General features: G+C 65.7%; 20 protein-coding genes. 11 read left to right on the top strand and 9 right to left on the bottom strand.

The features are described from left to right. The first annotated feature begins 159 nt into the window (after nt 1-159). From CE453_RS19440 to CE453_RS19420, 5 genes are all read left to right on the top strand, one after another. Nucleotides 160-951: an enoyl-CoA hydratase/isomerase family protein gene (locus tag CE453_RS19440; RefSeq protein ID WP_089176073.1), complete on the top strand. Its 792-nt coding sequence runs from the start codon at nt 160-162 to the stop codon at nt 949-951. A 5-nt stretch (nt 952-956) separates the two neighbouring features. Beyond that, complete coding sequence (locus CE453_RS19435) at nt 957-1,652, top strand: transglutaminase-like domain-containing protein (RefSeq protein WP_089176072.1); 696 nt, start codon at nt 957-959, stop codon at nt 1,650-1,652. Nucleotides 1,653-1,829: 177 nt separating this feature from the next. Further along, nucleotides 1,830-2,309, top strand: a complete 480-nt coding sequence (locus CE453_RS19430; protein ID WP_089176071.1) for a MarR family winged helix-turn-helix transcriptional regulator — start codon at nt 1,830-1,832, stop codon at nt 2,307-2,309. A gap of 15 nt (nt 2,310-2,324) precedes the next feature. Beyond that, the gene (locus CE453_RS19425) at nt 2,325-3,512 is read left to right on the top strand and encodes an efflux RND transporter periplasmic adaptor subunit (protein WP_089176070.1); all 1,188 of its coding nucleotides are present in this window, start codon (nt 2,325-2,327) and stop codon (nt 3,510-3,512) included. Between the two features lie 44 nt (nt 3,513-3,556). Next, nucleotides 3,557-6,643: an efflux RND transporter permease subunit gene (locus CE453_RS19420; protein ID WP_248308139.1), complete on the top strand. Its 3,087-nt coding sequence runs from the start codon at nt 3,557-3,559 to the stop codon at nt 6,641-6,643. A gap of 8 nt (nt 6,644-6,651) precedes the next feature. Here CE453_RS19420 and CE453_RS19415 read toward each other — a convergent pair whose 3' ends face one another. The 5 genes from CE453_RS19415 to CE453_RS19395 form a co-directional block, all read right to left on the bottom strand. Next, the gene (locus CE453_RS19415; RefSeq protein ID WP_089176068.1) at nt 6,652-8,322 is read right to left on the bottom strand and encodes an SDR family oxidoreductase; all 1,671 of its coding nucleotides are present in this window, start codon (nt 8,320-8,322) and stop codon (nt 6,652-6,654) included. Continuing rightward, nucleotides 8,319-8,732: a thiol-disulfide oxidoreductase DCC family protein gene (locus CE453_RS19410; protein WP_089176067.1), complete on the bottom strand. Its 414-nt coding sequence runs from the start codon at nt 8,730-8,732 to the stop codon at nt 8,319-8,321. The genes CE453_RS19415 and CE453_RS19410 overlap by 4 nt, the downstream gene beginning before the upstream one ends. After that, a complete protein-coding gene (locus CE453_RS19405; RefSeq protein ID WP_089176066.1) occupies nt 8,729-9,400 on the bottom strand; it encodes a DUF4166 domain-containing protein in 672 nt (223 codons plus the stop codon). The genes CE453_RS19410 and CE453_RS19405 overlap by 4 nt, the downstream gene beginning before the upstream one ends. Before the next feature lie 31 nt (nt 9,401-9,431). Beyond that, the gene (locus tag CE453_RS19400) at nt 9,432-9,989 is read right to left on the bottom strand and encodes a GbsR/MarR family transcriptional regulator (protein ID WP_089176065.1); all 558 of its coding nucleotides are present in this window, start codon (nt 9,987-9,989) and stop codon (nt 9,432-9,434) included. 139 nt (nt 9,990-10,128) lie between these two features. Then, nucleotides 10,129-11,367: an aspartate kinase gene (locus tag CE453_RS19395; RefSeq protein WP_089176064.1), complete on the bottom strand. Its 1,239-nt coding sequence runs from the start codon at nt 11,365-11,367 to the stop codon at nt 10,129-10,131. A gap of 143 nt (nt 11,368-11,510) precedes the next feature. Here CE453_RS19395 and ubiG point away from each other — a divergent pair, with 143 nt between their 5' ends. Beyond that, complete coding sequence (gene ubiG / locus CE453_RS19390; RefSeq protein ID WP_089176063.1) at nt 11,511-12,266, top strand: bifunctional 2-polyprenyl-6-hydroxyphenol methylase/3-demethylubiquinol 3-O-methyltransferase UbiG; 756 nt, start codon at nt 11,511-11,513, stop codon at nt 12,264-12,266. A 14-nt stretch (nt 12,267-12,280) separates the two neighbouring features. Here ubiG and CE453_RS19385 read toward each other — a convergent pair whose 3' ends face one another. Then, nucleotides 12,281-12,583, bottom strand: coding sequence for a hypothetical protein (locus tag CE453_RS19385; protein ID WP_089176062.1), 303 nt, complete (start codon nt 12,581-12,583; stop codon nt 12,281-12,283). 203 nt (nt 12,584-12,786) lie between these two features. On the opposite strand from CE453_RS19385, the gene ccrA reads away from it, so the two are divergent. The 4 genes from ccrA to CE453_RS19365 all read left to right on the top strand — a co-directional run bounded on the left by ccrA (nt 12,787) and on the right by CE453_RS19365 (nt 17,570). Further along, on the top strand, nt 12,787-14,055 hold the full coding sequence (ccrA, locus tag CE453_RS19380; RefSeq protein WP_089176061.1) for a crotonyl-CoA carboxylase/reductase: 1,269 nt from the start codon (nt 12,787-12,789) through the stop codon (nt 14,053-14,055). Nucleotides 14,056-14,136: 81 nt separating this feature from the next. Next, complete coding sequence (locus CE453_RS19375; RefSeq protein WP_089176060.1) at nt 14,137-14,796, top strand: glutathione S-transferase family protein; 660 nt, start codon at nt 14,137-14,139, stop codon at nt 14,794-14,796. Nucleotides 14,797-14,907: 111 nt separating this feature from the next. Next, entirely contained in the window at nt 14,908-15,786 is an 879-nt protein-coding gene (locus CE453_RS19370) for a DMT family transporter (protein WP_089176059.1), read from the top strand. 95 nt (nt 15,787-15,881) lie between these two features. Beyond that, entirely contained in the window at nt 15,882-17,570 is a 1,689-nt protein-coding gene (locus CE453_RS19365) for an acyl-CoA dehydrogenase family protein (RefSeq protein ID WP_089176058.1), read from the top strand. Between the two features lie 8 nt (nt 17,571-17,578). Here the strand turns inward: CE453_RS19365 and CE453_RS19360 are convergent, their stop codons facing one another. After that, nucleotides 17,579-18,160: a cytochrome b gene (locus CE453_RS19360; RefSeq protein ID WP_089176057.1), complete on the bottom strand. Its 582-nt coding sequence runs from the start codon at nt 18,158-18,160 to the stop codon at nt 17,579-17,581. 184 nt (nt 18,161-18,344) lie between these two features. Here CE453_RS19360 and CE453_RS19355 point away from each other — a divergent pair, with 184 nt between their 5' ends. After that, nucleotides 18,345-19,082: an SIMPL domain-containing protein gene (locus tag CE453_RS19355; RefSeq protein ID WP_089178024.1), complete on the top strand. Its 738-nt coding sequence runs from the start codon at nt 18,345-18,347 to the stop codon at nt 19,080-19,082. Between the two features lie 12 nt (nt 19,083-19,094). Here the strand turns inward: CE453_RS19355 and CE453_RS19350 are convergent, their stop codons facing one another. After that, nucleotides 19,095-20,132: an aspartate carbamoyltransferase gene (locus tag CE453_RS19350; RefSeq protein ID WP_089176056.1), complete on the bottom strand. Its 1,038-nt coding sequence runs from the start codon at nt 20,130-20,132 to the stop codon at nt 19,095-19,097. A gap of 41 nt (nt 20,133-20,173) precedes the next feature. Then, nucleotides 20,174-22,117, bottom strand: a complete 1,944-nt coding sequence (locus CE453_RS19345; protein ID WP_089176055.1) for a putative bifunctional diguanylate cyclase/phosphodiesterase — start codon at nt 22,115-22,117, stop codon at nt 20,174-20,176. Nucleotides 22,118-22,442: the final 325 nt, after the last annotated feature.

Below are 22,442 nucleotides of genomic sequence, written 5' to 3'. Positions count from 1 at the left end.
TTGGGTGAGATGAAGTTGCCCGCACTCTAGGGGCGCGGCGGCGCCGCAGGCCAGAGCCGTTCACGCAAATGCGCTGCCCCGTCAGCGCAGGCGCGCACCTCGCCATGGCGCAGTGGAGTGATAGCCTGTTGGCGATTGTCGTCGTCACGGAGCCATTTCATGTCGGATCGCGCGGAATCGGTCTTGTTCGAACAGGAGGGGGGCGTTGCCGTGCTGACGTTGAACCGCCCCACCGTGCTGAACGCGCTCGATGCGCCGATGGCCGAGCTGTTCCTGGCTCATGTCAGGGCGATCGAGGCGCGCGACGGCGTTCGCGCCATACTGCTCAAGGGAGCCGGGAAGGGCTTCTGCGCCGGTGGCGATGTCTCGCAGTTCCTCGCCGGCGGCGATATCGTCACGGCAATTGCCGCGATCATGGACCCGCTGCACGAGGCGCTGCGCGTACTCGATAGTCTCCCGCAGCCCACAATCGCTTGCCTGCATGGGGCGGTGGCGGGTGGCGGCCTCAGTCTCGCACTCGCCTGCGATCTCGCCATCGCGGCCGAGAACGCCCGCTTCTCCATGGCCTATGCCCGTATCGGCGCCACGCCCGACTTGGCCGGCTCCTTCCACCTGCCGCGCCTCGTCGGCTTGCGCAAGGCAAAGGAGATCGCGTTGCTGGGAGAGACTTTCGATGCGGCCGAAGCGCTGCGGCTCGGCCTGGTCAACCGCGTCGTTCCAAGCGAGCAGGCCGAGCAGGAAGCGCTGGCCCTGGCGCGCCGTCTCGCCGAAGGGCCGACACAGGCCTATGGTCGCATCCGCCGGCTCCTGGCGAGTGCTGCCGACCACGATCTCGCGGCTCATCTCGAAGCCGAGCAGCAGACCTTCGCCGAATCGACCCGTACGGCCGATTTCCGCGAGGGCGTGACCGCCTTCCTGGAGAAGCGTCCAGCCCGGTTCGCGGGGCGCTGAGCCCGATGAAGGAGACGATGATGCAGGACAGCCATCGCACGCTTTTCCTGAGCCCGGCCGAATTTGTCGACAGCGATCATGAAGCCGTCATTGCCGAGGCGCGTGGGCTGACTGCCGGTGTCAAGGATCCGGCCGTTCAGGCGCGCATCCTCTACGATCGCGTCCGCGACGGCATCCGCTATGATCCCTATCGCGACTTTCTCGATCCTGGCACCTATCGCGCCAGCACCGTTCTCGAGGCCGGCATCGGCTACTGCGTCGGCAAGGCGGCCCTTTATGCGGCGCTCTGCCGGGTCGTTGGGATCCCGGCTCGGCTCGGCCTGGCCGATGTCCGCAACCACCTGGCGACGCCACGTCTGCTGGAAGCGGTGGGCACGGATGTCTTCGCCTATCACGGCTATGCCGAGATCTATCTCGGTGGCGGCTGGCTGAAGGCCTCGCCGACCTTCAATGCCACGCTCTGCGACCGGCTCGGGGTTGCCGTGTTGCCCTTCGACGGAGAAAGCGATGCGCTGCTCCAGCCCTATGACGAGCACGGCCGTAGTTTCATGAGCTACATCGTCGATCATGGCAGCTTCTTCGATGTGCCGATGAAGTTCCTGGTCCGGGAGATGTCACGGCTCTACCCGCGGCTGTGCGTGCCGGGTGGCCTGCGTGGCAGCACGATGGAGCAGGAGGCGCGGGTTAGTTCGCAGAGTTGAATCGATCTGATTGAATTCGAAGATAAGTGTCTGAGAGAAATCGCTATTTCGTTTGGCCGTTTATGGCCGGATCGCCACGCCCTGCGGGCTGAAAAATTTTCGCAGTTGCGAGAGCGTCACTATAAAACCGCCGCAATCTGACTTACTATAAGCAGGCTTACGATTGGAGGTCTGTGGATGAAGCGCCCCCTGCGGCGGGAGCTGATGTTTCAGCTCGTCGAAACTTCGCGCCTGATGCGAACCTATGTCGACCAGCGTGCGCGCGAGCACGGAACGACGCGGGCGCAATGGGGCGTCCTCGCGCGGTTGCGCCGTCAGGAAGGGCTGAACCAGGCCGCGTTGGCCGAGCAGATGGATCTGCAGCCGATCTCGCTGGCGCGCCTGCTCGACCGCCTGCAAGGCCAGGACATGATCGAGCGCCGGGAAAACCCGGCCGATCGGCGCGCCTACCTCCTCTATCTGACACCGGCCGGCCGACGGTTGGTCGACGATCTCGACGATGTTCGCGGTGCAATTGCCCATGAACTGCTCGGCGATGTCGCGGACGAGGCGGTGCTGTCGGCGCTGGAGACGCTCGGCACGATCCGCGAGCGGGTTCGGTTCCAGCGGGCCGAAGACAAGACCCAGCAGCCGGTTTCGGCGGATCGTATGGCCTGAACGGGTGGAGCCAGTATGAAGCGTTCAGGACTTCTTGTCGGGGTCGTGCTCGTCGCTGCGGCGGCAGGCCTCTGGTATTGGCGTTCGCATGGCGAGGGCGCGGCACAGGGCGCGCGGGCGGGCCGTGGCGCCGGCGCCGTCTCGGTGGTCACGGCGGCGGCGGAACAGGCGGATTTCCCGGTCCGCAAACATGCGATCGGCTTCGTCGAGACGCCGGCGAGCGTGGTGGTGAAATCGCGTATCGACAGCCAGATCGTTGCCCAGCACGTCAGTGACGGCCAGTTCGTCAAGAAGGGCGACCCGCTCTTCACCCTCGACGACCGCGACATCAAGGCCCAGATCGCCAAGGACGAGGCGATGCTGGCGAAGGATGAGGCGACTCATACGCGCAACGTCGCCGATCTCGACCGCTACAAGCAGCTCTTTGCCCGCAATGCCGGCACGCAGCAGCAGGTGGACCAGGCGACGGCCGACGAGAGGAGTTCCGCCGCATCGATCCAGGCCGATCATGCGACGCTCGACGCCGACAGGCTGAAGCTGAGTTATACCCGGATCCTCGCGCCCATCGACGGGCGCATCGGCGCAGTGACGGTCACGCCCGGCAATCTCGTCAGCGCCAACAGCAGCACCAGCAGCACGGGCCTTCTGACGATCACCCAGATGAAGCCGTTGCGCGTCACTTTCGCCATGCCGGAGAGCGAGCTGCCGACGCTGCAGGCGGCGCTGCACGCCGCCAAGCCGGCCGAAGTCCGGGCCCGCATCCCTCAGTCGCCGGATCGGCCGGCGGAGGGCACGTTGAACTTCGTCGATTCGAACGTCGACATCACCTCCGGCACGATCACGGCCAAGGCTGCCTTCCCCAATGAGGACCTGCGTCTCTGGCCGGGGCAGTATGTCGATGTCGAGTTCATCCCCGACACGCTGAGAGGCGTCACGGTCATCCCGACCGTCGCGGTGCAGACCGGCCAGCAAGGTCCCTATGTCTTCGTCGCCAAGGCGGATTCGACCGTCGACCTGCGCCCGATCAAGGTCGCGCTCAGCGATGGCGGCAAGACGGCGGTGACCGAAGGCGTCGCACCGGGCGAGCGCGTCGTGACCGACGGCCAGATGCGCCTGAAGCAGGGTACGAAGGTGCGCGAGCGTGAAGCCAGTGGCGAGAAGCCGCCGCAGAACACGCCGATCGCGGAGGGGGCACGCTCGTGAACGTCTCGTCCTTCTGCATCAAGCACCCGGTCGCGACCATTCTGATGTCGGTCGCGCTGGTGCTGGCCGGGACGTTCGCCTATCGCTTCCTGCCCGTGGCGGCGCTACCACGTGCCGAATTCCCGGTCGTCAACGTCTCTGCCCAGCTTCCCGGCGCCTCGCCCGATACCATGGCGACCTCGGTCGCCACCCCGCTGATCAAGCAGTTCACGACGATCGCGGGCATCGATTCGATCTCGACGACCAATTCCCAGGGCGCGACCTCGATCGCGATCCAGTTCGTGCTGAACCGCGATATCGACGCGGCCGCAGCCGACGTTCAGGCGGCGATCACCCGCACGCAGAAGCAGTTGCCGATCGAGATGACGACGCCGCCGAGCTACCGGAAGGTGAACCCGGCCGACGCGCCGATCATCCTGATGGCGCTGAAGAGCGAGGTGATCCCGCTCTCGCAGCTCGATGCCTTCGCTCAGCAGGTGATTTCGCCGGCGCTTTCGACGGTCGACGGCGTGGCGCAGGTGCTGATCTTCGGCAGCCAGAAATACGCAGTGCGCATCCAGATCGATCCGACGGCGCTTGCTGCGCGCGGGATCGGCCTCGACGAGTTGCAGGCGGCGATCACGGCGACCAACGCCAATACGCCGGTCGGCACCATTCAGAACAGCGCCCAGCAGCTCACCATCGAGGCGCATACCCAGCTCGCCAATGCGACCCAGTTCGCCAACGTCATCATCACGACGCGCTCGGGCAAGCCGGTGCGCCTCGGCGACGTCGCCAAGGTGATCGATTCGGTCGAGAACACCCAGACCCGCAGTCAGTATGACGGGATTCCGGCGATCGTGCTTGCCGTGCAGCGCCAGCCCGACGCCAACACCGTCGAGGTGGTCGATCGCGTCAAGGCGATGATCCCCTCCTTCGAGGAGCAGTTGCCGGCCGCGGCCTCGCTCTCGCTGCTGAACGACCGCTCGACCTCGATCCGCCAGGCGGTGGACGATGTGCAGTTCACGCTGCTTCTCACCGTGGTGCTGGTCGTCATGGTGATCTTTGTCTTCCTGCGCCGCGTCGCCGCGACCTTCATCCCGGCCGTCGCGGTGCCGATCTCGATCATCGCCACACTGGCGGCGATGTATCTGTTCGGGTTCTCGATCGACAACATCTCGCTGCTGGGTCTGACGCTCTCCGTCGGTCTCGTCGTCGACGATGCGATCGTGATGCTGGAGAACATCGTCCGCCACATGGAGGAGGACGGGCTTTCCGCCTATGAAGCCGCGCTCAAGGGGGCCGGCGAGATCGGCTTCACCATCATCTCGATCTCGCTCTCGCTGGTCGCGGTCTTCATCCCCGTGCTGCTGATGGGTGGCGTCATCGGCCGTATCTTCAACGAGTTCGCGGTGGTGGTGACGGTCTCGATCCTGGCCTCGGCCTTCGTCTCGCTGACGCTGACGCCGATGCTCTGTTCGCGCCTGCTTTCGGGTTATGGCGAGCACCATCAGGAGAATGCGCTCGGCCGCTGGCTCGAGAAGGGCTTCGACGCGATCGTGCATGGCTATGACCGCGGGCTCGCCTTCTGCCTGCGCTGGCAGCCGCTGATGCTGATCGCCTTCTTCGCGACGATGATCGGCACGGTCTGGCTGCTGCAGACGGCGCCCAAGGGCTTCTTCCCGCAGGAGGATATCGGCCAACTCCAGGTCTCGACCGAGGCCCGCCAGGACGTGTCCTTCGATGCCATGCAGAAGCTGCAGCGGCAGGTCGCCGATGTCTTCCTGCATTCGCCCTATGTCGCGCATGTCGCCTCCAGCGTCGGCGCGACCTCCGGCAGCGCCGGAGCGCTCAACGCCGGGCGCCTCTTCGTCGAGCTGAAGCCGCAGGACAAGCGACCGAAGCTCGATGCGGTGCTCTCGTCGCTTCGGCGCGACCTCGCCCAGGTGCCAGGCATCAACACCTATATGACGCCGGTCCAGAACCTGCGTATCGGTGCGCGCTCCTCGAAGAGCCAGTACCAGCTCGTCGTTCAGGGCCTCGACCAGAAGCTGATGAACGACTGGGCGGTCCGGCTCGCCGATGCGATGAGCCGCGAGCCTTCGACCTTCCTCGACGTGACGACCGATCTGCAGAACAACGCCTTGCAGGCGACCGTCATCGTCGACCGCGACAAGGCGAACCAGCTTGGTATCGGCTCCGACATCCTGCGCTCGACGCTCTATTCCGGCTTCGGTGTGAGGCAGGTTTCGACCATCTACACCACAGGCGACAGCTACGAGGTCGTGGTCGAGTTCAATCCCAATGACCAGTGGACGCCGGAGCGGCTGAATGCCATCCGCGTCCGTACCAAGTTCGGGACCTTGGTGCCGCTCGGCGCCTTCGCCAAGATCGAGCGCACGGCGGGTCAGCTGACCGTCAACCAGCTTGGCCAGCTCCCGGCCGTGACGATCTCCTACAATCTGCCGGCCGGCATCGCGCTTGGTGACAGCGTCAACCGCATCGAGGCGATCAAGGAACAGATCAACCTGCCGAAGTCGATCACGACGACGCTGGCGGGCACGGCCAAGGTCTTCCAGGATTCGCTGGCGAACCAGGGGCTGTTGATCGCAGGCGCGATCCTGACGATCTACATCGTGCTCGGCATCCTGTACGAGAGCTTCATCCACCCGCTGACCATCCTGACCGGCCTGCCTTCGGCAGCGATCGGCGCGCTCGGGGCCTTGCGGCTGTTCGACCTCGATCTCTCGGTCATCGCCATCATCGGCCTGCTGATGCTGATCGGCATCGTCAAGAAGAACGCGATCATGATGATCGACGTCGCACTCGTGCTTCGGCGCGAGGGCATGTCGGCGCAGGAGGCCATCCACAAGGCCTGCGTCATGCGCTTCCGGCCGATCCTGATGACGACGCTGGCGGCGCTGATGGGCACGCTGCCGATCGCGGTCGGCGCCGGAGCCAGTGCCGAACTGCGCCAGCCGCTGGGTATCGCCGTCGTCGGCGGCCTGATGATCAGCCAGGTGCTGACGTTGTTCATCACGCCTGTCCTGTTCCTCTACATGGACAGGCTCTCGGAAGGGCTGGTGAGGCTCGGTGGCCTGTTCCGCAGCGGCAAGCACAAGCCCGAAGGCACGCCACACCCGGCGGAGTGACGGGCGGTTCACGCTTTCGGCGTCAGCCAGCCCGCATAGCGCACCAGCAAGCCGAAGAGGGGCAGCGTCAGCTTCACGTCGAAGCGGAAGCGCCCCTCGCCATCGACCTCTTCGATCGCCTCCGAACGCGGGAGCAGGAAGCGGTGCAGGGGAAGGCCGAGAACGCTTGCCGCAACCACCGGCAGGCGGACCTGCCCGTCCCGCGCCGCAAGCCCGAGCCGGAACCTCACCGGGCCGAAGCGCTCATGCAGCCTGTTCTCGCGGTCGAGATACAGGCGCGAAGCGAAGCGCGAGCCACCGAAGTTTCGTATCCAGATTTCGGCCTTGCCGGTCTCGGATGCGACCCGCTCGACACTGACTGTCACGGGCACGTCCTCGCCGGCTTCCGGCAGGCCGATGAGCCGGCGGATGAGCCAGGCAATCGGATTCCGGCCGTTCTCGACAAGCGCCCTGCCACGCCAGACGGGGGAGCCCGCGGTGCCATGGAACGCTCGCAATGGCTCCGGCAGTGCAGCGAAGGCGGTCCCGCCCAACGCCTGCTCGAAGAGCCCGTGATCGTCCGGTTCAGCCTCGATCTTCGTCACGATCGCATAGGGCTGCATCTCGGCTTCGATCTGCGCCAGTGACAGCGCCCCGCCTGCCGAACGGGCGCCAGGTTCCAGCAAGCCGCCGCGAATGGCGCACACGGCGGCTGCTGCAGCCAGTGTGGGAACCTGCGGGCCATCGTCGCGCGTGGCGACCAATGACCAGCGGGCGTGCCGCAATTCCCCGCTATCGTCGAGGCCCGTCGCCGCAACCAGCATGCCGCCCCGATCCGACGTCGTGATCCGTGTCAGCTTGCGTGCGAGGATGAGGAGCGGGATCAGCCCATCGAGGGAGCCGACGAGGCCGGCTTGTCGCAACCTTGCCAGCGCCATCAGCCCCCACTGCTCGATCCACGATTCGAGCCCGGCTTGGAAGGCGACGCGGGATGTGACGCCGAGTGTCGGGCCGAGCGCCTGCGCATCGACGGTCTCGACCGCCGCGACGCGCTGTCGGCGCAGGCGCGGCATCGTCACGACGCGGCTGTCGAGCCAGCCCGTCGTTTCCTGCAATTCGCCCTCGCGCCAGACCGGAACAGGCCGGCCGGCATAAGTCAGGATAGCGGCGATCACCGCGGCGCCGACCTCACTGCGCCCTCCGGGCGTGATCGCGATGTCGATCGTGTCGGTCCGCCGCCAGCCTCTTGTCAGCTCTGCGGCTGCCGCGGTCGACAGGGCAGGGGTCGAACTGGCGCCGGCGAGCGCGACCAACCCGCGCGAGCGCGCCAGTTCGTCGAGCGCTGCGCCGTAGCCGAGGATGTAGTCGCGTGCGTCTGCGAGGTCGACAACATGGGCGCCGGCCTCCAGCGCTCCCCGTGGCACGTCGTAGTCGGCGCCCTGGAACGGCCCCGAAGCGTCGATGACGAGCCACGGCGCGATTTCGGCCAGTCGGGCCGCCAGATGATGCCGATGGTCGAGGCCGATGCCGGAAACCTGCGTGCCCTTGGCATGGCGAATGGTCCGCGCCAGCGCCTTGGCTTTCGCGCCGTCGCGCGAGGAGAGGATGAGATCGAGCCCGTCGAAGCGGGCGAGATGGTGCGCGAGCCTGCTGCCGAAGACGCCCGTGCCGCCGATCAGGAGGACACGTCGCCGGGTCATGACATGTCCGGCAGGCTGAAGCGGTGCCGTTGCATCGGGGCGGGCATCTCGCAGGACTGTTTCCGCCCGAATATCCGATAGCGGTTGCGCGCAACGCGATCGTAGAGCCAGTCGCGCAACCCTTTCGGCAGGAGATGGCCCGCCAGGAGCAGCCGGGCAGGGCCATTCAGATGTGCGACCAGCGCCAGCACGCCGTCGGATTTTGCCAGCGCCCTGCCGTTCTCGATGAACAGGAAGCTCTGCGGATCGTCCGGTTCGATGCCGTGCCGCATGGCCAGCTCCCGGCCTTCAGGTGACTGGATCGCGACGAAGCGGATCGCCTTGTCGCGCTCGTGCCTGAGCGTGTAGTTCACCCCGCCGGAGCAAAGCACGCAGACGCCGTCATAGAGCCAGATTGGAGCATCGCTCATCCGTGCTGGTCCCGATACTGCCCGCTCTGGTGGAGCAGTTCGCCGAAGAGCGGATGGCTGAGATCCAGCGCGAATTCGAAGGTGCCGGCGCCGGTTTCGCGATGGGTCACGGTGAGCTGTCCGGGCGTGAGCCAGCGCGGCAGCGGCAGCCGGAACCGACCGAGCTTCAGATTGTAGCCGGCACTGCGGAAGGCGAGGGTGCCGTTCTCGACCGTCAATCGGAGTGCCATCGCGATACCATAGCCGATATACTCCTCCAGCCCGGTTGGCCCGGCAAAGCGCTTGGCCGAATGAATGACCTGCGGAAACCCGCCGCGCTTGGCGTAGAGCCTTGTCCAGACCTGCCCGCCGGCGGCGCCGTCCTCGGTGACGGTGACGACGCTGGCGACGTCGGTGTCGAGACAGATCGGCAGCGGCGCGCCGATGAGGCGCAGGACCTGCGACAGGATGCGCCCAGCCCGGTTCATCCGGAGCTCCGCGATCCGGCCGACATAGGTCGCGGCCGCAGCACCACTCAGGCGCTTCGAGAAACGGGCACGGACATCGGCGGGCAGCTTCTCCCATTCGGCGGGGCCGAGCAGGGCGCGGAAGCGCAGGTCGACAAGCGGTTTGTCATGCGGCAGGCGAGGGGCCTGCGGGATTTCGGTCCTCTTCAGCAGTGCCGACATTTCGATCTCCGATCGGCCGTATCGTTTCGCTTCAGCCCTTTCCTCCGGGGAGGAAGGAGGCGATCTTGGCGCCGAGCTTCAGCAGCATGTCGCGCTTGCCCTGCGGGATGGAGAGCATCTGCCCGTACCAGCGGTCGAGCGCGGCGGTGAAGTCGAGCATCGCGTGGAGCCTTTGCCGTGCGACCGGGCTGACTCCGGGGTCGTCGTCGGCGGCCGCGATGCAACTCCGCAGGGCCGTCAGCGCCGGGTCGATCTCGCGCTGCTTGCGCCCGGCGGCGATGCGAGCTGCGATCTCCCAGACATCGGTCTCCGCCTCGTAATGGTCACGCCGGTCCTGCCGCATCGGCACGCGGCGGATCAGGTTCCAGGCCAGCAACTCCTTGAGCGAGTTGGAGACGTTGGAACGCGCCATCGCAAGAGTCTCGGCAATGTCCTCCGCCGTCAGCGGCTTCTCGGCCAGATAGAGCAGGGCGTGGATCTGGCTGATCGAACGGTTGACGCCCCATTGCCCTCCGAGGTCGCCCCATTGCAGCACGAAGGTCTCGAGCGGGGTGGGGAGCTTGTTGGTTGTGTCTGTAATTTCTGTCATGACAGAAATATATGTCAGAACTGAATAGGCCGCAAGCGCTTTCGGGCGCTGAAGCGGGCCTTCGTGAGGGAGCCGGTTTTTTTGAGAAACGCGGGTCATCCCGGATCAAGCCCGGGATGACGAGCGCTTCTATTGAAGCTCAGGCCGCGTCGAGCCCGTAGAGCGAGTGCAGCGTGCGCACCGCGAGCTCGGTATAGGCGGCATCGATCAGCACCGAGAACTTGATCTCGGAAGTGGTGATCGCGCGGATGTTGATGCCCTTCTCGGCCAGCGCCCGGAAGGCTCGGGCGGCGACGCCGGCATGGGAACGCATGCCCACGCCGATCGCCGAGACCTTCACCACATCCGTCGCGCCCTGGATCTCCTGATAGGAGATCGTGTCGTGCTTGCTCTCGAGCAAGGTCCGGGCGCGCTCGTAATCGGCGGTCGGCACGGTGAAGGTGATGTCGGTCGTCGCCTGGTCGTCCGAGACGACCTGGATGATCATGTCGACATTGATGTTGGCGTCGGCGAGCGGGCCGAAGATCGCCGCGGCGACGCCCGGCTTGTCGGCCACGCGCCGGAGCGTGATCTGGGCTTCGTCCCGGGAGAAGGCGATGCCGGTGACGATCTGCTGTTCCACGATGTCGTCCTCGTCGCAGATGAGGGTGCCAGGATTAGGGTTTTCAGGGTCGTCGAAGGAGGAGCGCACATAGGTCGGCACGCGATGCACCATCGCGATCTCGACCGAGCGCACCTGCAGCACCTTCGAGCCGAGCGAGGCCATTTCGAGCATTTCTTCGAAGGAGACCTTGTCCATGCGCTTCGCCTTCGGGACGATGCGCGGATCGGTGGTGTAGACGCCGTCGACATCGGTATAGATGTCACAGCGGTCGGCCTTGAGGCCGGCGGCGAGCGCCACAGCGCTGGTGTCGGAGCCGCCGCGGCCGAGCGTGACGATGCGGCTGCTCTCGGCATGCACGCCCTGGAAGCCCGAGCAGACCGCAACCTCGCGCTTGCGGTCGAAGCCGGCGATGATGCCGGCGCCGTCGACATCGACGATGCGGGCCGAGCCATGGGCATCCGAGCCATAGATCGGAATCTGCCAGCCCTGCCAGGAGCGGGCCGGGATGCCCATCTCCTGCAGCACGATCGCCATCAGCCCCGAAGTGACCTGCTCGCCCGAGGCGACGACGGTGTCGTACTCGGCGTGGTCGAAGAGGGGGGCGGCTTCCTTGCACCAGGCGACGAGCTCGTTGGTCTTGCCCGACATGGCCGAGACCACGACCGCGACCTCATTGCCGGCGTCGAACTCGCGTTTGACGTGCCGGGCCGCGTTCTTGATGCGCTCGACAGTGGCGACGGAGGTGCCGCCGAATTTCATCACCAGACGGGCCATGACGGTGTTCGGACTCTCGATAGCTGTCCCCGGCCGAAGAGACCGGGTCGAAACGTCGCCCTCGCACTGGCTGCGGGGCGGGTGTAGATGACGGGCAGCAGGCGCGGTGTCAATGCGGCATCGCATGATGGAAGGATCGGTTCATGGCGGCTGCGGCTGAGCGCACAGGCTCGACGATCGACCCGGCCGAGGTCGCGCGCTTCGATGCGATCGCGCGCGAGTGGTGGGATCAGAAGGGGCCGATGGCGGTCCTGCACAAGTTCAATCCCGTCCGACTCGCTTTCGTTCGCGACGAGGCCTGCGCCCATTTCGGCCGAGATCCGAAGCAGATGCGCGCCCTCGAGGGATTGAGCCTGGTCGATATCGGCTGCGGCGGCGGCGTGCTGTCGGAGCCGCTGGCGCGGCTGGGCGCGCAGGTGACGGGGCTCGATCCCGCGCCGACCAACATCGCCGTTGCGGGGACCCATGCCGACAAGAGCGGCCTTGCTATCGATTACCGCGAGGAGACGATCGAAGCGGTCGTCGCTGCCGGCACGCGCTTCGACATCGTGCTGGCAATGGAGGTCGTCGAGCATGTCGCCGATGTCGAGGCCTTCGTCGCCGCCTGCTGTGCGGCGGTGAAGCCCGGCGGTCTTCTCATCATGGCGACGCTCAATCGGACGCTGAAATCCTACGCACTTGCCATCGTTGGCGCCGAATACGTGCTGAAATGGCTGCCGAAGGGCACGCATGACTGGGAGAAGTTCGTCACTCCCGATGAACTCGGCAGCGCCATCGAAGCAAACGGCTTCACGCTCGGGACGCACACAGGCGTCGTCTTCAACCCGCTGACCGGCCGCTGGAGCGCGGCGCGGGACATGGACGTGAACTACATGCTGGCGGCCAGCCGTACCGGCTGAAGCAAGCCGGCGCCTCAGCGTTTCGTGATCGCCAGGACGAGAAGCAGCAGCAGGCCCGAGGCGGTCGCCACCCCGGCGCGCATGGCGTCGGGATCGAAGGGGGTGTGGACGCCGTAGCGGTTCCAGAGCCAGGCGCCGCAGAAGGCGCCGATCAGGATGATGCCGGCGTTGAGGCCGGTGCCGAAGGCGCTCGCGTTGAGCAGCAGATCGGCGATCCAGCCGAACATCAGCGCGCCGAGCACGATCATCGTCAGGACCAGAATCAGCGACAGCAGCGGCAGGTCCGGGAAGCCGACCATCATCAACAAAGCGCGCATTGTTCTCGCTCCGCTCCTATCGGGTCAGCATCGCCCGAAACCGTGAAGGAATCGGCAAAAGCCGGGTTTCAGGGGCGATTTTTGCGCTGCAAGATAATTCCTTAGGCGAATGGCGCGTTGCAACATAAGGTGCATGATCGTCGTCCAAGGCCGCCGCAGCGCCGCGAGGCACGGGACAGGCGGGCCAAGCAGAGGAGACGACCATGTCGAAGCCGCATGCTGCCGTGAAGCCGCTGAAGGACCTCTACGAGCTCGACGAATTGCCGCCTCTCGGTCACGTGCCGGATAAGATGTATGCTTGGGCGATCCGGCGCGAGCGCCACGGCCCGCCGCAGGAGAGCTTCCAGGTCGAGGTCGTGCCGACCTGGAGCATCGGCGAGGAAGAGGTCCTGCTCCTCGTGATGGCCGGCGGCGTCAACTACAACGGCATCTGGGCCGGTCTCGGCCAGCCGATCTCGCCCTTCGACGTCCACAAGGCCCCGTTCCACGTCGCCGGATCGGATTGCGCCGGCATCGTCTGGGCTGTCGGCTCCAAGGTGAAGCGCTGGAAGGTCGGTGACGAGGTCATCGTCCATTGCAATCAGGACGACGGCGACGACGAGGAATGCAACGGCGGCGATCCGATGTTCTCGGCGACCCAGCGCATCTGGGGCTACGAGACACCGGACGGCTCCTTCGCCCAGTTTTGCCGTGTGCAGTCGCGCCAGCTCATGCTGAAGCCGAAACATCTCTCCTGGGAGGAATCGGCCTGTTACACCCTGACGCTGGCGACGGCCTACCGCATGCTGTTCGGCCACGCGCCGCACACCATCAAGCCTGGCGACAACGTGCTGGTCTGGGGTGCTTCGGGCGGCCTCGGAGTCTTCGGCGTCCAGCTCTGCGCCGCTTCCGGCGCCAACGCCATTGGCGTGATCTCGGACGAGACCAAGCGCGACTACGTGCTCGGCCTGGGTGCCAAGGGCGTGATCAACCGCAAGGATTTCAACTGCTGGGGCCAGATGCCCAAGGTCAATTCGCCAGAATATGCCGAATGGACCAAGGAGGCCCGCAAGTTCGGCAAGGCGATCTGGGACATCACAGGCAAGAAGGATGTCGACATCGTCTTCGAGCATCCCGGCGAGGCGACCTTCCCGGTTTCCTGCCTTGTCGCCAAGCGCGGCGGCATGGTGGTGTTCTGTGCCGGCACCTCGGGCTTCAACATCACCTTCGATGCCCGTTATGTCTGGATGCGGCAGAAGCGCGTCCAGGGTTCCCATTTCGCCCATCTCAAGCAGGCGAGCGCGGCGAACCAGTTCGTGCTCGACCGGCGCATCGATCCCTGCATGTCCGAGGTCTTCCCCTGGGACAAGATCCCGCTCGCCCATCACAAGATGTGGAAGAACGAGCACGCACCGGGCAACATGGCGGTGCTGGTCTACGCGCCCCGCACCGGCCTCAGGACCTATGAGGACGTGGTCGAGGCACTGAGCTGAGCGCAATCATATCCGGTTGCAAAACGATGACGGTTTCTCTAGAAACTGATTGCTGAATGCAATCAGTTGGGGAGGATTGCCGTGTCTCTGACCCTCTATGCCCACCCGTTCTCGTCCTACAGCCAGAAGGTGCTGATCGCGCTCTACGAGAACGGGACATCCTTCGCCTACCGCGTGCTTGGCCCCGATGACCCGGCCGCCGGAGCCGAATGGATCGCGCACTGGCCGATGAAGCATATGCCGGTGCTGGTCGATGGCGAGACCCCGGTTGTCGAATCCAGCATCATTATCGAGCATCTCGGGCTGTTCCATCCTGGCCCGGTCCGGCTGCTACCCGCCGATCCGAAAGTGGCGCTCGAAGTGCGCATGCTGGATCGCTTCTTCGACAATTTCGTCATGACGCCGATGCAGAAGATCGTCACCGACCACCTTCGCCCGGCGGAAAGCCGCGACGCCTATGGCGTAGCAAAGGCGCGCGGAATGCTGGACGATGCCTATCGCTGGATCGACGGCAAGCTCACCGGGCGGCACTGGGCAGCCGGCACGGAATTCTCACTCGCCGATTGCGCTGCGGCGCCCTCCCTTTTCTATGCCGACTGGGTGCATGAGATCGATCCCGCCTTCGCCCATCTGCGCGCCTACCGCAAACGGCTCCTTGCCCGCCCGTCCTTCGCGCGGGCCGTGGACGAAGCGCGCCCCTTCCGCGCGCTGTTCCCACCCGGCGCTCCCGACCGCGACTGAGGCGTGAGGTGGCGGCGGTCCCGTCCGAGGCATGGCCCGGGCGCGTCCGGGCCCTGTCGCAGCCGGCGGATCGGGAGTAGAGACAGCGGCCCTCGTCAGCTTCCCGGTCCGATGTCCTCTCTTCTTCTGCGCGGAATGCCGCTGATCTTCACCTTCCTGTGGTCGACGGGATGGATCGTGGCGGGCTATTCGGCGCGCTATGCCGATGCCTTGACGTTTCTGGCGGTGCGCTTTGCTACGGCGGCGGCCCTCGTCACGCTCATGGCTCTGGCTGCAGGCGCGCCCTGGCCGCGCAGCCGCCGTGCCGTCATCGATATCGCGATCACCGGCATCCTGCTGCACGGCGTCTATCTTGCCGGCGTCTGGTGGGCCGTGCGCCACGGCCTACCCGCGGGTATTTCCGGCCTGATCGCCGGCCTGCAGCCGATCCTGACGGCGCTCTTTGCGCCCGCTCTTGTCGGGGAGCGCATCTCTGGCATTCGCTGGCTCGGCATCGTCTGCGGCTTCATCGGAATCGCGCTCGTGCTGGAGCCCCAGCTCGCCGGCGTCGACCCAGCCGCACTCTGGGGCGTGCTCCTGCCGATCCTGATCAATGTCATCGGCATGTTCGCCGTCACCGGCGGTTCCTTCTACCAGAAGGCGCACGTCGTCTCGGGCGACCTCCGGACCATGACGGCGATCCAGTACACGGCCGCCTTCCTGGTCACCATTCCTTTCGCCTGGGCGTTGGAGCCGATGCGAATCGAGTGGAACCTGACCATGGGGCTCGTCCTGCTCTGGTCGGTGGTGGTGCTGTCGCTCGGCAGCATCGGGCTGTATCTGTTCATGCTTCGACGCGGCGAGGTCTCGCGTATCGCGACCTTCCTCTATCTCGTGCCGGCTTTGGTGGCGGTCGAGGCCTGGCTGCTGTTCGGGGAGACCCTTTCGGCACTGCAGATCGCGGGCATGGCCGTTACTATCTGTGGCGTTGCCCTTGCGAGCCGCAAGTGACGGTCCAGGGCGCGACGCGCTCCTCGCCGAAAGGCTGATTTTGGTTTCCCTGCGCTTATGCATATGCTGCGTCGCAACAAAGGGAGGCCGAGATCATGAGCGCCAACGCTGCGTTGCAACCTGACAGCCGCTCGAGCGCGGTCGAGCTCGTCGCGGCGGCGCTGCCGGGTTTCGAGTCCTTGCTGGAGGCCGCCATCGCAGCGGTTCGGAGCAAGGTCGAGGTCGAGGGCCGGATCTCCTCCGCCCGGCTCGAGGCCGAGCAGCACGCCGCTCACGGCTTATCCTGGCTCGCCACCTATGTTGCGGCGCTGCGCGAGCTGAAGGCCTATGGCGAGCGCTTGCAGGAAGAGGGGCGCTACGGGGCGGTTGAGGACTACGCGATCCGGATCGGTGCCGGCGAATATGCCGCCCAGATCTTCGGTGGCATCCCGATGAGCCAGGGCGAGATCGTTCGGCTGCCGGCGCTGGGCCTGTCGCAGGAAGCGGTGGCTGCTGCCTGCTCCGATGCGGCCGAGGCGCTCATCGCCGAAGGCAACACGCCGGAGAACCGGACCCGCTTCGTCGCCCTGTTCAGCCAGAGCGACGGCTCGGCCAGCGTGGGAGATCCCGGCCTCGACGAGACGCTGGAAGCGATCCGCTCCGAGATGCGTCGCTTCTGCGCCGCAGAGGTCACACCCCACGCCCATGAATGGCATCTGGAGAACGACTACATCCCGATGCCCGTGGTCGAGAAGATGGCCGAGCTCGGCGTCTTCGGCCTGACCATCCCCGAGGACTTTGGCGGCATGGGCCTGTCCAAAGTCTCGATGTGCGTTGTCTCGGAGGAATTGTCGCGCGGCTATATCGGCGTCGGCTCTCTTGGGACGCGCTCCGAGATCGCGGCCGAGCTGATCCTCTGCGGTGGCACTGAGGAGCAGAAGGCGAAGTGGCTGCCGAAGATTGCATCGGGCGAGATCCTGCCCACCGCAGTCTTCACCGAGCCGAATACCGGCTCCGACCTTGCCAGCCTACGCACCAAGGCGGTGAAGGAGGGGAAGGGCGACGCGGCTGTCTGGAGGGTCCATGGCAACAAGACCTGGATCACTCACCCGGTCCGTGCCGATATCATGACGCTGCTGGTGCGCACCGACCCCGATGCGCCCGGCTATCGCGGTCTCTCGATGCTAATCGCCGAGAAGCCGCGTGGCAGCGATGCCGACCCGTTCCCGGTCGAGGGTCTCACTGGCGGCGAGATCGAGGTACTCGGCTATCGCGGCATGAAGGAATACGAGCTCGCCTTCGACGGCTTCGTCGTGAAGGGCGAAAACTTGCTCGGTGGCATCGAAGGGCAGGGCTTCAAGCAACTCATGCAGACCTTCGAGGCCGCGCGCATCCAGACCGCGGCCCGCGCGATCGGCGTCGCGCAATCGGCCTTCGATCTCGGGCTGCGCTATGCGCAGGAGCGCATCCAGTTCGGCAAGCCGCTGATCGCCTTCCCGCGTGTCGCCGACAAGCTCGCGATGATGGCGGCCGAAATTCTGATCGCCCGCCAGCTCACTTACTTTGCCGCCCGCGAGAAGGATGCCGATCGCCGCTGCGATCTGGAAGCCGGCATGGCCAAGCTGCTCGGCGCCCGGGTCGCCTGGGCCGCGGCCGACAATGCCCTGCAGATCCACGGCGGCAACGGCTTTGCGCTCGAATATCCGGTCAGCCGTGTGCTTTGTGACGCCCGCATCCTCAACATCTTCGAGGGTGCCGCCGAAATCCAGGCGCAGGTCATCGCCCGGCGGCTGGTGGAGGGCTAGGGCTGGTTTCAGGGAGCGCTCCGGGAAGCGTCCGGCAGCATGCGCCGCAGAGTGTCGTCCTTGCGGATGAAATGGTGCCAGAACGCAGCCAGCGCGTGCAGGCAGGCGAGGGCGATCAAGGCATAGGCCGCCCATTCATGCCATTCCTTGATCGGGCGTGTGATGGCCCGCGGTTCGGCGGCCTGAAAGGGCGGCACCGTGAACAGGCCGAAATCAAAGCCCTGTCCGCGTCGGATGGCGTAGACCAGTCCGATCACCGGAACGACCAGCATGACGACATAGAGGGCGGCATGACCGGCCCGAGCGGCCAGGGCCAGCAAGGCAGAGCTTTCTATAGGTGCCGGTGGGCGATGCATCAGTCGCCAGCCGAAGCGGAGCACCAGCAGAAGCAGGATCGCGATGCCGATGGCCTTGTGGGTTTCGACCACCGCGTATTCCCAGCTCTTGGGAAAGACGTCGACTGTCAAACCCAGCGCAAAGGCGGCCGTGATCAATACGGCCATGCTCCAATGTAGCCCGCGAGCTACCGCATCGTAGGGGGCCGGAGTGGCAAGGCGAGGGGAGAGGTTGGTCACGGTTCGGAAGCCCATAGATTAGATTAATTCCAATCTATGGGGGCGTGATCCCGAGCGGAAGTTAAATCTTGTTCATGATTGGCGCGGCGCGGCCTGCGAATCCGGGGCGGGCTCTGCCGGGCTCCGTGATAATTTCGACATCATCGCCGGCTTGGCATGGGCATGGCCGATCGCGGCCGCGAGACCGACAGGAGACATGATGCCGAATTTCTTCGCCCCCGCCCTTGCCGGAGCTGCCCTTTTCGCTGCTGCCATGCTGCCCGCCATGCCGGCTGCCGCGCAGGAGGCGACGGCAGGCCGTCAGCTGCCGCGCATCAGCGTCGTCGGCGAGGGCGAAGCTTCCGTCGCGCCCGACATGGCGGTCGTGACCCTGAGCGTGCTGCGCGAGGCCGCCACGGCGCGCGAGGCGCTGGCGGCCAACAGCGCGGCGATGAAGGAGGTGCTGGACGCCCTCAAGGCCGCAGGCATTGCGGAGCGCGACATCCAGACCTCGCGGCTCGACATCCAGCCGCGCTACGCGCAGCCGGCGCGCGACAAGCCGCAGGAGCCGAAGATCGTCGGCTATGCCGTCGGCAACGAGGTCACCGTCCGCATCCGCAAGCTGGCCGAGGCCGGCGCGATCATCGACAAGGTCGTCGGCCTCGGCGTGAATCAGGGCGGTGGCATCACCTTCGTCAAGGAGGATCTCAAGGCGACGATGACCGAGGCGCGCAAGCGCGCCGTCGCCGATGCGCTGGACAAGGCCCGCACCCTCGCCGAGGCGGCTGGCGTGAAGCTCGGCCCGATCCTTTCGATCGAGGAGCAAAATGCGCCGTCGCGGCCGATCGCCTATGCCGCGCCGATGCGCAAGGCCGCGGCCGACATGGCCGTGCCGCTGGCGAGTGGCGAGAACAGCTACCAGACGCAGGTCAGCGTAGTCTTCGAGATCGCGCGCTGACGGACAATCCCGTTACGGCGGCGCGGGCGGCCCGCTCGCGGCCGCCTGGCCTGTCCAGGGGATGCCGAGCAGCATCCGCTCCAGGATGGCCATCCGCATCGGCACCGAAAGCTGGACCTGCCGAAAATAGCCCGCATTCGGCAGGCTGTCGCAGGAGGTGTCGAGCTCCGAGAACCGGGGCAGCGGGTTGAGGATCAGCGTGTCGGAACGCGCGTCCAGGATTTTCTGCGCCGTGATGGTGAAGGGCTCGGTCTCCTTCTCCTTGTCGACGGCCGCGTTGCCGAGGCCGGCATGGGCGAACTTGCTCATGTCCTGCATCTGAATGCTGAGGATGTCGTGGTCGAGTGTGTGGCGCACGTCGTGCACGATCCCGATTTCGGTTCCCAGCCCCGCGAGCACGGTCATCGCTTCGCGCATCGCGGGGTTGATCGCGATGCCCGGGAGGCAGCACAGCGTGAAGCGCCTTGGCGGCGTCAGCCGAAGCATCTTGACGAAGGAGACCGCGAAGCGGGCCCGCGTGTCGCTGGAGAGCGCGATCGACAGTTTTTCGATTTCGCCACGCATCTGGCGGATGGCGAACAGGTCGATCAGCGCCTGGCTCGGATGCTCGTCGGCGCCGTTGCCGGCATTGATCACCGGCAGGTAGCTCAATCGCGAGACGCGATAAGGCATGTCCTCCAGATGCGAGCGCACGACCAGCAGGTCGCTGTAGAGCTCGACGGTGTGGATGTGGTCCTCGATCGATTCGCCGGTGCTGGTTCCCATCCGGCTGCGATCGGTGTCGTAGGCGTCGATGGACTGGTGGCCGAGTCGCGCCGCCGCCGCCTGGAAGCCCAGCCGCGTGCGGGTGCTGCGCTGGTCGAACAGGGTCGCGATCACTCGGGGCCGCCGGCGATGGGTCAGCACCTGTTCCGGCAGGATCCCGGCCTTTTCCTGTTCTTCTTCCCGCAGATGCCGCTCGGCGCGCTCGAAGATGTCGTCGAGATCGAAGCGCGAGACGGCATCGGCGCTCAGCAGGTCCTTGCCGCTCGGATAGTTCGGACGCTGCATCGAGAAGGCCCCCGGCTCGCGCGGATGCGTGCGGGGCGCGGTTATGCGACTTCGCTGAAGCGATCGCCCTTGCGGGGGCCGCCTCCTGGCCGTGCCGACTTGGTGCGCCCCGTCGCCACCCGGTTGCCGATCATGGGCAGCAATTCCTCCGCTGTCATCGGTCGCGCGAACACAAAGCCCTGGATGCCATGGGCGGCATGCTTCTGGATGGTCTCGAGCTGCGCCGGCGTTTCCACGCCCTCAACGATGAGGCGCAGCTTCAGGTCGTGCGCGAGCTGGGTGATGGCGTTCATCAGATAGTCGGCCTTGCGGGAGGCACCGAGCTGCTCGGTGAAGGCCTGGTCGATCTTGATCGTGTCGATCGGCAGATGGGCGAGGTAGCTCAGCGAGGAATAGCCGGTGCCGAAATCGTCCAACGCGATGCGCACTCCGAGCGTCCGCAGGGCGACAAGGCGCGAGATCACATGCTCGGCGTCGTCGATCAGCGAGCTTTCGGTGATCTCGATGGTGAGCCGCTGCGGCTCCAAGCCGTGCAGGCGCAGAAGAGCCGCGACCAGGCCGACAAGGTCGTGCCCCCGGTCGAATTGCCGCGCCGAGACATTGACGCTGACGCCGACATTGCGCGGCCAGCTCAAGGCTGTGCGGATCGCCTCGTCGAGTGCCCAGGCGCCGAGGACGGTGATCAAGCCAGTGCGTTCGGCCAGCGGGATGAACACCTCCGGGCTGATCGCACCGCGTTCCGGATGGTTCCACCGCAGCAGCGCCTCGGCCATCGTCGCCGTGCCCGAGCGCGGGTTGTAGATCGGCTGGAACAACAATTCGAACTCGCCGCGCCGGATGCCCTCGCGCAGTTCTGTCTCGATGGCGCGGCTGTCCTCATGCTCGTCCTGGACCGCCTCGTTGTAGATCACGAAGCGGTTCCGCCCTTCGAGCTTGGCGCGGTAGAGCGCGATGTCGACGCATTTCAGCGCTTCGTCGATCGTGGTCGCACAGCCGGCGGGTGCGATGCCGATGCTGGCGGTCGCGGTGACGTGGCGGCCTGCCAGGACACGCTGGCTGCCGAGCAGCATCACCAGACGCCGGGCGAAGGACGCGGCTTCGGTGGCGTTGCGCGTGGTTGCCACCATGAACTCGTCGCCACCGGTGCGCGCGGCGATGTCGCCGGACTGGAGCTCCCCGCCGAGCATCTCGCCGAAGGATTGCAGCAGTGCGTCGCCAACGTCATGCCCGAAGCTGTCGTTGATGCCCTTGAAGCGATCGATGTCGATCGAGATCAATGTGACGGGGTGGCCGGCCGCCGCCTCAGCCCGGATCTCCCGCATGAAACCGCGGCGATTGTACAGGCTGGTGATCGTGTCGCTGACGGCGAGGGTCTCCAGATCGCGCATCGTGCGCAGCCGCGCCACGAACATCCGGTGGATCACCTGGGCGCTGGAGAACGTGAGCACCGTCGTCAGCGCGACGGTGAGCCCGATGACCAGATAGGCGGGATCGCGGGTCCAGATCAGTGCGAGCATGAATGGGAATGCTGCGATCAGGATCTGGACGCGGGTGACGAGCGGGCGCGAAGTGTTGCGGCCGGAGATGCCGGCGAGGTAGCCGATCGTCTGCGCGATCGCGAGGACGGCGACCGGCTGGTAGGTATAGCTCAAGACGGCGTGCGTGCCGAAGGCGGCAACGAGGGCGGCCGTCGACCAGGCGCCGATCATCGCCAGCGTCTCGAGCTGTGTGATCTCGGCCTCGCCGGCCCGGGCGAGATCGATCCGCATGAAGCGCCGATGCGCCATCTGGCGGAACGCGCCGATCGCTAGCATCGCAGCGGTCATCAGCCCGAAGGAGAGGTCGCCACCCGTCAACACCGTTGCGGCGCCCATCACCGTCGCCACCATGATGGCTCCGGTCAGGATCGTGCCTGGCGTCGCATAGAGTGCGGCGACCAGCTCCGACTTCATCGCGCGTTCGTTCTCGCGAACCTCGGCCATCATTGCCTGCCTTACCGGTCGATTGAGTCCTTGACGCAGCGCAAGGGCATTTTCGGTAAAGGGTTATTAATGAACGGTATGTCGTGCGACAGTTTTCTTTCGAATCGACGAAATTTCGGGGGATGCCGGGCCAAATCTTGATACTTGGCGAAATCTTTATCGACGCTGGCGGGCTGCGTGCGTCTTCAGCTCTGAAGGTCCGGTGATCCCTGGGGAAAGTCGAGCCGCGGCCTTCGACACAGTGCCAATCAGGCGATGCCTGGCCTGCATCATCCGCGCGGACACCCGGCGCAGGTTGCTCTTGTGGATTGGTGCTCAAGGGATCAGT

The organism is Bosea sp. AS-1 (assembly GCF_002220095.1).
In the GTDB taxonomy this organism is placed as follows: domain Bacteria; phylum Pseudomonadota; class Alphaproteobacteria; order Rhizobiales; family Beijerinckiaceae; genus Allobosea.
This window is presented reverse-complemented; position numbering and strand designations above follow the sequence as displayed.